Consider the following 13,628-nt stretch of genomic DNA (forward strand, 5'->3'; position numbering starts at 1 on the left):
CTCTATTAACTCAGAGAAATGTCTAAACGCTTCCCCGCTAGACCTCTTGGGGTGCGAGAAATCTTTTGAGCCAGCTCAAGAATCAACATGGAAACCGGGTCATCAGAGTTAGAAATCACCAAAGGTAGGCCAGCGTCAGATGCAGCGCGCAACTCAGTTGAAATGGGTAGTTGACTAAGAAGCGGCACCGCTTTACCAGTTTTTCGCTCAAGCGCTCTAGCTACAGAATCGCCACCACCTGAGCCAAAGATCTCCATGCGTCCGTTAGAGGTATCCAGGTAGCTCATGTTTTCAATCACACCCAGTACCTCACCGCCCACCTGACCTGAAATGGAACCTGAGCGCTCAGCAACCTGAGCAGCCGCAGCCTGTGGGGTAGTCACTACCAGGGACTTAGCCCCCGGGAGCAATTGCCCGAGACTGATAGCGACATCCCCAGTTCCAGGCGGTAGGTCAACAACTAGATAGTCAAGGTCTCCCCAGTAGACATCGGTTAGAAACTGCTCAATGGCTCGGTGCAGCATTGGCCCTCGCCAAGCAATTGGTTGATTGTCCTGAACAAAGAATCCAATCGACATCACTCTGACATCAAACGCAATTGGTGGCAGCATCAGCTCATCCACCTTGGTTGGTCCCGTTGTGATGCCCAGCTGACCCGGGATGGAGTATCCAAAGATGTCGGCATCCAAAAGCCCCACCTTGTGGCCAAGTTTTGCCAGCGCCACCGCCAGGTTTGCAGTCAGGGTGGATTTGCCGACCCCACCCTTACCGCTGCCGACAAAGATCACCTGAGTGAGATTGCCAGCCTGAGCAAACGGGTTGAAGCGTGCTGGCTTACCACCGCGAAGTTTTTCCTTTAGAGCATCGCGCTCTTGCTGCGACATTGTGCTCATCTCGAGTTTCACCTCGGAAAAGCTGGAGAGTGCACTTCGAGCATCGCGCTCAATCTTTTGAGCAGCCGGGCAACCCACGATGGTCAGCTTGATCTTTAGATCCACCGACGAGTCTTGCTCAGTCAGAATTTCAACCATCCCGAGCTCGGTGATGGGTGCTCTGAGTTCGGGGTCAATCACCGAAGCCAGCAGTGAAAAAGCCTTGGACACTTACCCTCTTTTGTTTGCTCTGAGAGATAACCCTATTTGCTCGGCGCATTCGTGGCACAATCATGCAGTGGCAGATACAGCTAAGCGAAATCTAGGTCCCCAGATTCCAACCGGGCACGTCCTCGGGGAATTCTCTTCATACCAGGATGCAATCGCAATGGTTGACCGATTGGTTGCTGCCGACTTTGCCGCCAATCGAATCAGCATCATTGGACTTGACCCGGTGTTGGTTGAAAAGGTGCGATCGAAGCTCGGCTACGGCCGAGTCGTGCTCTCGGGAGCCATCACCGGCTTTTGGCTCGGAATCCTACTTTCGCTGCTTCTTGGGGTTGGCATCGAAACCACTGCGGACGGTCAGCTCAGCTACAACCCGCAACAATTTGCCGCGGTGCTGGTCGTGTCAGCTGGAATTGGAATGCTGATCAATATCATTCGCTTTGCAGTTACTAAAAATAAGCGCGGCTTCCTCTCAACTCAGATGCCGGTGGCATCTAAGTATCGAGTGCTAGTTCCGGACATGGATGCTGCGGCAGCTCTCAAGGCGCTATCAGCCGGCGGAACCGAGTAGCTGCTCCTGATACCAAGCCTCGATTCCTGCAACGGTTCTAGGTAGTGCTCCACTGAGATTCTCAACACCGGTCTCGGTTACCAAAACATCGTCTTCGATTCGAACACCAATGCCTCGGAGTTCCTCGGGGACGAGCAAATCGTCTTTGTGGAAGTAAAGACCTGGCTCAATGGTGAAAATCATGCCCGGCTCCAAGATGCCATCCTGATAAAGCTCACGCCTTGCTTGGGCGCAGTCGTGCACATCGAGACCTAGGTGGTGGCTGGTGCCGTGGACCATGTAACGGCGGTGGTGCTGTCGCTCGGGATCCAAGGCCTCTTCTGCAGTCACTGGGATCAAGCCGAATTCAGCAACCTTTCTTGCGATCACCTGCATCGCGGCGTTGTGAATGTCTCGGAACTTGATTCCTGGTTTGGCAATCGCAAAGGCTGCATCTGCTGCCTCAAGCACAGCCTCATAAACCTTGCGTTGCGCTTCGGTGAACTTGCCGTTGACTGGGATGGTCCGCGTTACATCGGCGGTATAGAGAGATTCCAACTCCACACCAGCGTCAACCAAAATAAGGTCACCGTTTTTGACCTCACCATCGTTTCGAGTCCAGTGCAGCGTGCAGGCATTTGGACCGCTCGCTGCAATGGTCTCGTAGCCGAGGTCATAGCCCTCGACGCGAGCGCGAGAAAAGAATGCGGTTTCAACTACACGCTCACCCCTTGGCTTTCGGGTCGCAAGCGGCAGCGCTCTGGCGACATCGCCAAAGCCGCTTATGGTGACAGCGACTGCCTTGCGCATCTCGGCAATTTCAAACTCATCCTTCACAAACCGCATGCTCGATACCGCTTCAGCTAATTTGGCATCTGAGAGAGTGAGGTACTTGCCTAGCTTCTTCAAGGCCTTTGGGAGCTTGGCTAAGTCCTTAGTGGCAAGTCCCAGCTGTGCCTGAACCTCGCTGAGGTTTGGCCTGCTACCCACCCAAAACTCACCAATCATTGGGTTAGCAAAAAACTCATCGCTGTCTCGTCCAGCGGTTGGGCGGAAGAAAAGCGTCGACTGCGTGTTTCCTGAGGTGGCATCAATCACCAAAACTGAGTCCGGCACTGTGGCGGTCCCCCAGCCGGTGAGGTAGTGGAATGCGGTGTGCGGGCGATAGCGATACTCGGTGTCGTTGGATCGAGTCTTCATGCCACCGGCTTCAATGACCAAGACCTTGCCCTTGAACTTTTTAGCCAGAGCGGCTCTGCGCTTGGCCGCATACTGCGCCACTTCCCACTGCGGCACCTCGCTCCTAGGAGCGTCAGCCCAGTTCTCCGAGATGAACTTTAGGAACTCCGCCGACTGAGGAGTGCGGGAGCGGTTACTTTTCTGCTTCGATGCCATAGCGACTATTCTGCTCCTGTGATCGACCTTCATGCACATTCCAATCACTCAGACGGCATTGATTCACCGAGTGAACTGGTGCAGAACGCCAAATCGGCAGGCGTCACAGTTTTGGCAATCACCGATCACGACACCGTCTCAGGCTGGGAGGAGGCGATTGCTGCGGCTGAAAGTGCCGGTATCGGTCTAGTTCCAGGAATTGAAATCTCCACTCGCGCGCAACTCGATACCGAACGCGGCATCTCTGTCCACCTGCTTGCATACCTACCCGATCCAAGTTTTAGACCCCTGATGGATCGGCTCGAAGATGTTCGAAACTCTCGAGTATCAAGAGCGATGCAAATGGTTGAGCGCTTGGCTGAGGATTACCCCATCAGCTGGGAGGAGATCATGCAGCACGTCAAACCAGGATCTACGATCGGTCGCCCTGCGCTTGCGGATGCCTTGGTTCGCGCTGGCGCAGTCCCTGATCGCTCCAGTGCATTTGAATCGATTTTGCACCGCAGGTCCAAGTACTACGTTTCAGAGCGAACGCTTCCTACCGAAGAGGCGATTGAACTGGTCCGCAGAGCGGGTGGAGTTCCTGTGATGGCGCACCCGTTGATTGACTTTCCGGCCGGCGCATCCGAGCTTGACCTCCCATCTGATCACTTTGAGAAGTTCATTCAGGCCGGCATTATGGGTTTTGAAGTCGATCACAGAGCGGTTCCCGAGGTAGCGAAGCCGTGGCTTAGAAACCTTGCGCTAAAACACAACTTGATCATTACCGGCTCCAGCGACTATCACGGCGTGGGTGGTAAAGACAACAAGCTCGGTGAGAATCAAACCTCTGAGCAAATGCTTGAACGAATTATCGATCAGGCCTTTGGTTCTGAGGCGTTTTTATAGTTTCTGCGGCGCTCGCGATTGCGTTTTGGGGCGGCGGACTTGGACTCCTGAAGCTTTTCAGCTCTTGATCTTTCAGAACTGACTTTCTCGCCAGCAGGCTTATCGACTCTTGGCTTTGCGATGCGACCCTTGGTTCCCTCTGGAATTCCAAGATCGGTATAGATGTGCTTAGAAGACGAATAGGTCTCAACTGGTTCTGGGGTTCCAAGATCAAGTTCACGGTTGATGTGAACCCAACGAGCCATGTCTTCCCAGTCCACGAAAGTGACTGCAACTCCAAGCTTTCCAGCTCGGCCAGTTCTGCCGACGCGGTGCAGGTATGCCTTCTCATCCTCTGGAACCGAGTAGTTGATCACATGGGTTACGTCATCGACATCGATGCCTCGAGCTGCCACCTCAGTCGCAACCAAGATTTCTTTTTTTCCAGTTCGGAACGCGATCATTGACTTCTCGCGCGCTTCCTGGCTCATGTCGCCGTGCAAGGCGGTAGCGCGGAAACCGCGATCAATCAACTCTTCGGTCAACTTAGCACTCGCGCGCTTGGTCTTGACGAAAATTACAGTCTTGCCACGACCCTCAGCTTGCAGAATTCGACCGACAACCTCATCCTTGTCTAGCGCGTGAGCGCGATAGATGAACTGCTTGATGTCAGCCTTGGTCTTGCCTTCTTCAGGATCCTGGATTCTGATGTGGATGGGCTTGTTCTGATACTTGCGCGCCAGGTTCAAAATTGCTGCTGGCATGGTCGCCGAGAACAACATGGTCTGTCGCTCCGCCGGTGTGTAGGCAAAGAGCTTCTCAACATCAGGCAAAAAGCCGAGGTCGAGCATCTCATCCGCTTCATCCAAAACCATGAACTTGATCTTTGATAGGTCAAGTAGCTTCTGCTTCGAAAGGTCAATTAGACGACCAGGAGTTCCGACTACAACCTGAGCACCTCGCTTTAGCGCGGCAACCTGTCCCTCGTAGGCCTTGCCACCGTAGATAGCAACAACCTCAGTAACACGGTTGCTGCAGGCAATCTCCAAGTCGGAGGCGACCTGGATGGCTAGCTCTCTGGTTGGCACCACGACGAGTGCTTGAACACCCTGACCTGGTTCGAGTCCTAGTGACTGTATCAGTGGCAAACCAAAGCCCAGAGTCTTACCGGTTCCGGTCTTGGCCTGACCGATGACATCAGTACCAGATAACGCAATTGGAATGGCTTGCTGCTGAATTGGGAATGGAGTCGTGATTCCTCTGGAATCTAAGGCATCACAAATGTCTTGGTCGATGCCTAGTTGTTGAAAAGTCAAAAATCTCTCCGATGATTGTTTGAGCGAGCTCCGAATGAGCGTCGGCTCAGCTATAAGCTTTTGGTGTGCTGGATTGGTTCCGAAGAATACGTAAGGTTTCTCAGAAACTTACGCTTCCGTCTCGCGACGCCTCGATGGGGCGCAGTCAAGTCCAGCTCAACCCTCAAAAGCTTACTCCCAGACCTGAGATTTATCTGGGACAACTTTCTTATCTCACGCTTCGTGCAAGTGAACTGTTGGAGCATGACTCCTACTTCGCTCCCTCAAAGGCCCTAAAGGAGAGACAGTCCAAACTCTCCAAGCTTTATAAAGCACGCCACAAAGAGCTCTCTCACCTGCTAGTTAGTCTCGGGGGAGCGGTGGACCTCGAGGACCACCACGCCACTCGCATCGATGACATGATTCGTTTTACTCAGGGCGTTGGTTGGCACGAGTCAACAATTCGTTTTTATTTGCTGTGGGGAATGCTCGAGCAATCCGCAAAGGCAGTAGCCAAAGGACTTCCAGCCAGTCTTCGGTCGAAGGTCACTGCTCAACTTGGTTCGGAGCTAGAGCAGTTCTGCTTTGAGGCATTGAGCAGCGAACTTCAAAGACGACCAGATCTGGCATCAGTCTTGGCAATGTATGGCAGATCGGTTGTTGCCGATGGGCTGTTGGAGGTCAGAAACTCGGTGGATATCTCCAAGTTGACTATTCAGCAGGGTTCAAACGAAGACCCAGCCTCATTCGCTTTTAGAGCTATTGAGCCTTTTGTATCAGAGCTGGTGGCATCTCACTCGGCAAGAATGGATCGACTAGGCCTTACTGCCTAGGCGGATGCGTTCTAGCTCGGCGCTTTCTTCGCTCTCGCGCTTTGAGTCGAGGTAGCGAACCGCAAAGAAAGTAGCAGCCGGCATTCCCAGCATCACGATGAACCAGATCCAGGCCTCTTCGTAGCGGAAACCAAACCAGGTCAGGATGAGCCATAGTGCTGAGCCGACCACGACTGAAACACCCAGCGGTACTAGCTTTCCTAGGCGACCCGAAGGTGGCATTACAAAAGGGGTAACCAGGGCCAGGATGCCCGCGTAAATTGCGATAACTAAAAGTTCCATTAGGCGATGAACCCCACTGGTCTGGCCTTCTCGGCACCGATCTCAACGAATGCAATCTGGGAGGTCGGGATCAAGATCGTTTTCCCCTTTTCATCCTGCAAGCTAATTAGCGGCTGCCCGGACTCAACTGCCTTGGCAATCGACGCAGTGAGCTCTGCTGCCGATTGCTTGGACTCGAAACTAAGGTCTCGAGGAGATTGGGTAATGCCGATGCGAACTTCCATGATTTCCTCCAGCCATAAGGTTACGACAAGAAATTGTCACCCTCTGCACATAGATTGTCAGGGTGCAAAAAATCCTTCGCCCGACTCTCGCTGACCTAACCGGTCTCGAGCGCGGTGAGGGCTACTGCATAGTCGGTGCGCCGGGAACAGGCAAAACCTCCACTCTGATTGAGCTGGTTTTGGAACTAGAGAAGATTCACCCTCCAGAGCAGATTTTGGTGTTAACCGCATCAAGACAACAGGCTTCAAGGCTGAGGGATCAGATTGGAATCGCAAGCAAGCGGGCCAGCTCGAAACCCAGGGCTCAATCAGTGACCGGTTTTGCATTTGCTGGGCTCCAAGACTCTGGCCAAGATCACAAACTACTCACCGGCGCAATGCAGGAGCGGATTCTCCGCCGCCTAGTTTCTGAGAATGAGCAGGCACTGCGCCAGGTCGGGCTGAACTCCAAATCAACCCAACTAGCTGCTTTTATCCAGGAGCTTCGAGATCTTTTGCAGGTGGTGTTGGATTTCGAATTGAAAACACAGGATTTGGTGCAATTGCAGACCGAGTTTCCAAAGCTAAAGCTCGGGGCGCTGCTGGTTATTTTTGAAAAATACCTTGAGGTTCTTGAGGCTGAAAACCTGGTTGATCCCAGCACCCTTCTCACTCGTGCCGCACAGCTTCCGGCTTCACATTCGATTGTGCTAGTAGACGACGCTCAAGAGTTTTCAACTGCCGGTCTAAAGCTTCTGCGGCAACTTATTGACATCACTGGTGGGGTAATTTTCGGAGACCCAGACTCGGGAACGCAAGGGTATCGAGCGGCGGAGCCGGGCAGCTTCCTGGCTTTAGGTCAAAACCGCATTTATCTCTCAGAACTCAGAACAGAGCTGGCCAACACAGGCCTAATGCAAAAACTGAGTTCGAGATTGCCCGCCACTGGCGCTGGCCCCCAGCGCGCCGTTTTCAACTCAGGCTCGGAAACAAGTGCCCTGATCTTTGAAGGAACTTCGGCTGAGGCAGACTATTTGGCCACGCAGCTTCGTCGCATGCGACTTGAGGATAAGGTGCCATTTTCGGAAATGGCCGTGGTCGTCAGAACTCGATCTCAGGTCGAGCAGTTGGCCAAAGATTTGGCACTTCGGAATGTGCCAATCTCAGTCCAGGGTCTGGATGAGCCGCTATCCAAAAACCAACTCAGCAGAGCCATTCTCGACGTCGCCTCCTTGATAAATCAGACTCCGAATCGAGAGACACTGACCTCGATACTGCAATCGAGCCTGTTCTCCCTCAATCCAATCCAGACAAAACGCCTTGACCGACTTTTGGTGCACCACTTCGGACTCAGGGTAGAGGCCGCTTGGTCGGAGGCATTTGAGCTGGGGGTGGAGCTCGACAGTTTTGAGGCGCGAGCCCTGAATCGACTGGTCGACTTGGTTCATAAGCTCCGCGGGTTGCACTCAAGTTCCGCTCATGAGGTGATGAGTGAGATTTTCAACCTGGCTCCAAAGTCCCTGAGTGAGCAATCCAGGTCAAGGGCAGCGGTTGCGGCTGCAGCAAATAGAGATCTAGATGCTGTGATGCGACTATTCGCAGCGGCTATCCGATTCGATCAACAGGGTGGTCAGGTCAGTGACTTCGTCGCGGAGCAACTTGATCAAAGGGTGGTAGAGGATGCGCTGTTCTCGCGGGCAAGCGCCGATGCCGTGAGCATTTTGACCCCAAGTGCTCTCACGGGGCAGCGCTTTGACGTGGTAGCGCTTCCTAGGCTTCAGGATGGGATTTGGCCCAACCTAAAACTGCGTAATTCCATGCTGGGAGCTGGTTCGATCCGTAGCTATCTAGCCGGTCGACTTGCGACCCCAACAGAGTCCGTGCGCTCCGAACTCGCAGATGAGCTAAGGCTTCTTTACAAAGCCGTGGGTGCTGCCAGATCCCGCCTCTTGCTGAGTGCAATGCAGTCAGAGGACGAACAGCCATCTCAGTTTCTGACGATGGCAGCGGCGGATCTCAGCCAGTTCGAAGGCACCATTGAGTTTGACTTGCGAAAACTCGTTGGGCGACTTCGACAGCGGCTCGCGGCGGGGGACCAAAGCGCAGCGGGCACCTTGGCCCTGATGGCCCTGGCTGATGTTCCGGGCTCGCATCCATCTAATTGGCATGGCATTTTGGAGCCGTCCTCTACCGAGCCCATTTTCCGCGAGGACGAGGATGTCACCCTGAATGCCTCGTCTTTGGATGCCTTCGAGAAATGCCCGGTTCATTGGTTCGTGCAGACCTTTGCAGTTGGCCGTAAGAGTTTCCAGGCCAGTATCGGAACTCTTCTTCACAAGGCACTAGAACTTGCAACTTCACCGGGCGATATCCAGACCTACGTTGAGTCCAACTGGCACGAACTTGAGTTTGAAATGGGGTGGCAGGAACGCTCGGAGAGGCAAAGAGCCATGGAAATGGCCGCTCTGCTGGCCGAATATCTGGCCTCTGCGCTAACCCTGGTATCCGCCGAGGAGGGCTTCGAAATCGAAGTGGGCCGACTCAGAATCAGAGGAAAGATCGATCGAGTTGAAGCAACAGAAGACGGGCTGGAGGTGGCCGATCTGAAGACCGGTAAGAGTCTGCCTGATGCCAAGTCCAGTAAGCAGTTGGCGGTTTATCAACTAGCGGTAAGCAAGAAGCATCCGGATAAGACGGTGTTGGGAGCAAAGCTGGTTTCGATCGGAACCGGAAAACTAAAGGTCTCTAAACAGGCTCAGCTGGATGAAACGACACTGTCTGAACTGCAGGTTTCTTTCTCTGAATTCGAGTCAGCGACTTCTGCTGACCGGTTAATCGCTAGGGTTTCTGAGCACTGCAGCGCCGATGCGGACTGCTCTATTTTGTTAGCCAAGGCGGTAAACGATGGCTAAGTATTCCGCCCAGCAGGTCTATTCAGTTCTTGGAGATCACACCCTGACTCCTGAGCAGGTGAGAGCCGTAGCGGGAGCATCAACTCAAGACCCAACCTTAGTGATCGCGGGTGCGGGAAGCGGAAAGACTGAACTGATGTCAGTTCGGATCCTCTACCTGGTTGCTAACCAACTTGCTTTGCCAGAGGAGATTCTCGGACTGACCTTTACCAAGAAGGCAGCGAGCGAGCTCTCTGCGAGAGTGCTGAAGGCGCTATATCGACTTCGCGAGAGTGATATGTGGCCGCAGGACTTGGAACAAGATTTCTTGCCACCAAAGATCGCCACCTATAACTCTTTCGGCAACGAGGTGTTTAGACAGTTCGCTTTAGATGTTGGCCTTGAACCGGATGCTCAGGTGCTTGGGGCATCAAGTGCCGTCGGGTTGGCCAGGGAGCTGTTGAGGCGACTCAATCTTGATGATCATCCTGAACTAGGGGACTGGGACAAGACCGCTGGTTATCTCACCGAGAAGCTTTTGTCGATGGTCCAGGAGATTACTGATAATCAGGCTTCCTCGCAGGCTGTGAGGCAGGAGCTCGCCGCCTTTGAAAAACACGTCGCAGCGTTACCAAAGAGCGAGGGCGGGTCGATGGAACGCTTTGCTTACACCCAGGGATTCCTATCCGATGCTGCCGTAAATCAGCTTCTTGCTGGGTTGGCGGAGCGATTTATAGAGCTGAAGAAAGAACGAAATCTCGTGGACTACGCGGATCAAGTTTCATTGGCGCTCGAGGCTACAACTAGGTCAGAGATCGAGCTGCCATACAAGTTCGTGATGTTGGATGAGTATCAAGACACCTCAGCAATTCAAGTTCGATTCCTAGCGGAGCTATTCAGGGGTAAGCCAGTGATGGCGGTGGGTGACCCGAATCAAGCAATTTACGGATTCCGAGGAGCAAGCGCCGCAAACCTCAGCAGCTTTTTTGAGGACTTTGGTTCTGGGGAGACTCTGTCACTAAGCACCTGCTGGCGATCAACCGAGCAAATCGTTGAGGTGGCAAATTTCACTGCTTCATCCCTAACCAGCCCCGGCCTCGATCAAATTAAACTTCGTGCCATCAAGTCTGGGAACGGCGTTTCGGCAGTATTTCATCAGGACCTTTTCGCGGAGGCCCAGGCCGCCGCTAGCTACTTTGCTGAAAATTTGAAGGACCAATCAGGAGCACTGCTAACCAGAACCAAATCACAAATGGGAATCTTCGTAGCTGCTTTAGAGCAGCACGGCGTGCCAGTTGAGGTGAGTGGACTCTCGGGCTTGATTGAAATCCCCGAGGTGGTTGATCTGATCGCGCTTCTCAAGGTGCTCTCGAGCGCTGAGGCATCGGTTGAGCTCATCCGGCTTTTGACATCCGCGAAGTGGCGAATCGGTCTGAGAGACATTGCAAAGCTCGGTGAGCTAGCTAAGCGACTTACCAGAATTAGGCCAGAAGCAGATTTTGCAAGTGAAGTCACCCTGATTGAAGCGCTGGACTCACTTCGTTTTGAGGGAGCTCACAAGCAAAGCGAAATCAGCGAGTCGGGACTTTCCAGAATGCGGCAGGCCGCATTGCTGCTGCACAAGTTGCGCAGCACACCATCCCTCTCGATTACTGAATTGGCTTGGCTAGGGGTTCGGGAGCTTGAAATAGACATCGAGCTCTACGCCAAATCTAAGGCGGCCAACCCACTCAGGCACCTTGAGCAGTTCATAGAACGCCTGAGTGAATATGAGGCTGCGACTGTGCGCCCCAGCCTGAGTGGTTTGATGCAGTGGCTCGAATACGCCCTTGAGCGCGACAGTTTTGAACTTCCAAAGAGTGGTTCAAAAAAGGGAGTAGTTCAAGTCATGTCGGTTCACGCCTCCAAGGGTCTGGAGTGGGATCTGGTCTGGGTGGCCCAATTGGTCCAGGGGGCATTTCCTATTGATGGCAAGGACTCCAAGGGCTGGCTTGCAGCAGGGAAAATCCCCTACTCGCTGAGGGCTGACTCCAAAGTGCTCCCTGAGTTCGACTATCAAACGGCTAAGTCTCAAAAGCAGTTGAATGAGCAGTTCTCCGATTTCAAGGATGCCGTCAAGGCTAGAGCTTTGCTGGAGGAGCGCCGCTTAGCTTATGTGGCGTTCACTAGGGCTGCCAAAGAGCTGACCCTTAGTGGCTCCTACTACAAACCCGGTGCCCAAAACCCCAAACCGCCATCGCCGTTTTTGCTGGAACTCAAAGAAGCTGGCCTGGTTGAATTTGAGCTAACCGAGCCATTGGAGAGTAACCCTCTGGATGCTGTCGCAGAAGTTGCGAGCTGGCCGGCATTTGACTCCAATGCAGAGTTATTGCAGTTGGCTGATTTAGTTTCGTCCAATCCCGATACGGCGCCTTCTCATGAGCTCGCCCTGCTCTTTGAAGAGCGCGAGCGAAATCGGACCACTCCAGAGCCTTGGCTTCCAAGCAGAATCTCGGTTTCTAACCTGGTTCGCTTCTTGGAGAATCCAGAAGCATTTTTAGCGGAGCTGTCCCGCCCGATGCCGCCGATGTATTCCGATCATGCGCAGCGGGGAACTGATTTTCACTCAGCGATTGAATCGATTCTGTTAGACCAGGATGTAGCACTATTTGATGCTGACGTAACGTCTTTGGTAGACGGGTTCAAGAATTCTCGATTCGCAACCTTGCAGCCTAAATTTGTTGAACAGTCGATTGAGTTCGTCCTGGCTGGCCATGTGGTGGTCTGCAAGTTGGATGCCGTCTTCTTTGATGGCCATCTCTATGAAATTGTCGACTGGAAGTCTGGGTCAAAGCCAAGCGGCGAGGACCTGGAGTCCAGAAAAGTTCAGCTAGCGCTCTACCGGATCGCATTGTCACAGTGGCTCGGAGTTCCACCTGAGCGCATCAGGGCAAGTTTCTATTACGCAGCAGATGATGTGGAGTTAGCTCCAGACAACCTACCCTCGCGCATGGAGCTAGAGGCGCGAATAGCTGACCTTAGAAAAGCTCGTCAGGGTTAGGCTCTTTGGATTCCTCGGCTACCTCAATCGCTTCAGTCGTGAGGCCAAGCTCCTCCAGCGAAGACTCTTCTTCGACGCCGCCCGCGAGGAACTCGACCTCGGTAATGGACGCTTCAACCTCAACCTCAACTGCTTCGACATCACTGCTCACCTGTTGAATCGGAGTGGTGATCTCGGCGATTAGAGCAGTGCCAGCTGCAATCCCAGCGAAACTCGATGCCCGCAGGTCCTTGAGTGTTCCGGAATCCTGCTGCTCACGAAGTTCTTCGATTAGCTCTTCGGCTTGCTTGATCAGTGCCTCATCACCCTGCTCTAGGCAGTAGACGAGCCAGCTACCCAGTTCGAGTTCAGAGTAGAGGGCGGCACGTTGCATCAAGTTTTCATCAGCAGCTGGCCTCGCAGCGCGGTAATGCAAAAGGGTGTCCTCAACCGTAGAGGCAAGTCCGCCACCGACAATCCAAGCCAGATCCTCGGCGGGGTCCGAAACCTTGAGGTCAAAATCTGTCATACCGACCACTCGCTGCCCATCCAGCAAAACGGCATCCTTTGAAATGCCTCCGTGGATCACGGTTGGGTGGAAGCGGAATAGCGATACATCCTCGAGTGCTTGCTCCCAGCGAGTTAGGAGCGAAGCCGGAACTTTCCCGGTTGAAGCAATCTTGTCCAGCTCAGCTACCTTGCTGTGGAGGATCTCTGGTGCCGTGTATTCGGGGAGTCCCGCGCTACGAACCACGTTGGGATCGAGCTGGTGAATCGCGGCTAGGGCATCTGCCAGAGTCTTGGAGAAGCCGCCGGGGGCAAGCTTTGCGAGATCAGGTTCGTTGCCTGAGATGGTGGTGAAGAGAGCTCCAGTCAGACCTTGGTCATCCTTGGTAATGCCAATCTCTTCTCGAACCTCGAACGGAAGCTGACTGCTGTTTCCGTTGAGGGCCCGGACTACCGCACGCTCTAGGGCGAGGTTTGCCTCAAATTGCGACTTCGAGGGCATCTTGAAGATAAATCCGAACCCTAGATCGTCTCGAAGTTCGAGCTGTTCTATACCGTTTCGAGTTTCAAGTTTCTTGTATGCACGGAAGTTTTTTCCAGGCGCAGCGTCGGCTGCCAGCGCAGCTAAAATCAAAGCAGGTCTACCCACTTGATTAGGTTAGACATTTCCGGTCCAACAACATCGG

11 protein-coding genes are annotated in these 13,628 nt (G+C 53.5%); 5 read left to right on the forward strand and 6 right to left on the reverse strand.

From position 1 onward, the window contains the following. Nucleotides 1–5 precede the first annotated feature (5 nt). Entirely contained in the window at nucleotides 6–1,103 is a 1,098-nt protein-coding gene (locus OO713_RS01805) for an Mrp/NBP35 family ATP-binding protein (RefSeq protein ID WP_264785953.1), read from the reverse strand. Nucleotides 1,104–1,170: 67 nt separating this feature from the next. On the opposite strand from OO713_RS01805, the gene OO713_RS01810 reads away from it, so the two are divergent. Then, on the forward strand, nucleotides 1,171–1,671 hold the full coding sequence (locus OO713_RS01810) for a general stress protein (RefSeq protein ID WP_264785955.1): 501 nt from the start codon (nucleotides 1,171–1,173) through the stop codon (nucleotides 1,669–1,671). Here the strand turns inward: OO713_RS01810 and OO713_RS01815 are convergent. Continuing rightward, on the reverse strand, nucleotides 1,651–3,045 hold the full coding sequence (locus OO713_RS01815; RefSeq protein WP_264785957.1) for an aminopeptidase P family protein: 1,395 nt from the start codon (nucleotides 3,043–3,045) through the stop codon (nucleotides 1,651–1,653). The genes OO713_RS01810 and OO713_RS01815 overlap by 21 nt on opposite strands. Before the next feature lie 18 nt (nucleotides 3,046–3,063). Between OO713_RS01815 and OO713_RS01820 the strand changes: the two genes are divergently transcribed. Then, nucleotides 3,064–3,933: a PHP domain-containing protein gene (locus OO713_RS01820; RefSeq protein ID WP_264785958.1), complete on the forward strand. Its 870-nt coding sequence runs from the start codon at nucleotides 3,064–3,066 to the stop codon at nucleotides 3,931–3,933. Here OO713_RS01820 and OO713_RS01825 read toward each other — a convergent pair. Continuing rightward, the gene (locus OO713_RS01825) at nucleotides 3,903–5,228 is read right to left on the reverse strand and encodes a DEAD/DEAH box helicase (RefSeq protein WP_264785959.1); all 1,326 of its coding nucleotides are present in this window, start codon (nucleotides 5,226–5,228) and stop codon (nucleotides 3,903–3,905) included. The genes OO713_RS01820 and OO713_RS01825 overlap by 31 nt on opposite strands. A gap of 134 nt (nucleotides 5,229–5,362) precedes the next feature. Here OO713_RS01825 and OO713_RS01830 point away from each other — a divergent pair, with 134 nt between their 5' ends. After that, complete coding sequence (locus OO713_RS01830) at nucleotides 5,363–6,040, forward strand: ferritin-like fold-containing protein (RefSeq protein ID WP_264785961.1); 678 nt, start codon at nucleotides 5,363–5,365, stop codon at nucleotides 6,038–6,040. Here OO713_RS01830 and OO713_RS01835 read toward each other — a convergent pair. Both OO713_RS01835 and OO713_RS01840 read right to left on the reverse strand, forming a co-directional pair. Continuing rightward, on the reverse strand, nucleotides 6,023–6,322 hold the full coding sequence (locus tag OO713_RS01835) for a hypothetical protein (protein WP_264785963.1): 300 nt from the start codon (nucleotides 6,320–6,322) through the stop codon (nucleotides 6,023–6,025). The genes OO713_RS01830 and OO713_RS01835 overlap by 18 nt on opposite strands. After that, entirely contained in the window at nucleotides 6,322–6,546 is a 225-nt protein-coding gene (locus OO713_RS01840) for a DUF3107 domain-containing protein (RefSeq protein ID WP_264785964.1), read from the reverse strand. The genes OO713_RS01835 and OO713_RS01840 overlap by 1 nt, the downstream gene beginning before the upstream one ends. 62 nt (nucleotides 6,547–6,608) lie before the next feature. Here OO713_RS01840 and OO713_RS01845 point away from each other — a divergent pair, with 62 nt between their 5' ends. Both OO713_RS01845 and OO713_RS01850 read left to right on the forward strand, forming a co-directional pair. Then, nucleotides 6,609–9,437, forward strand: coding sequence for an ATP-dependent DNA helicase (locus OO713_RS01845; protein WP_264785965.1), 2,829 nt, complete (start codon nucleotides 6,609–6,611; stop codon nucleotides 9,435–9,437). Then, complete coding sequence (locus tag OO713_RS01850; RefSeq protein WP_264785966.1) at nucleotides 9,430–12,456, forward strand: ATP-dependent DNA helicase; 3,027 nt, start codon at nucleotides 9,430–9,432, stop codon at nucleotides 12,454–12,456. Before OO713_RS01845 ends, OO713_RS01850 begins: the two co-directional genes overlap by 8 nt. Here the strand turns inward: OO713_RS01850 and OO713_RS01855 are convergent. Next, complete coding sequence (locus OO713_RS01855; RefSeq protein WP_264785968.1) at nucleotides 12,434–13,591, reverse strand: phosphotransferase; 1,158 nt, start codon at nucleotides 13,589–13,591, stop codon at nucleotides 12,434–12,436. The two genes, OO713_RS01850 and OO713_RS01855, sit on opposite strands and share 23 nt — an antisense overlap. Nucleotides 13,592–13,628: the final 37 nt, after the last annotated feature.

Origin of the sequence: Aquiluna sp. KACHI24 (assembly GCF_025997915.1) — a bacterium.
GTDB lineage: Bacteria > Actinomycetota > Actinomycetes > Actinomycetales > Microbacteriaceae > Aquiluna.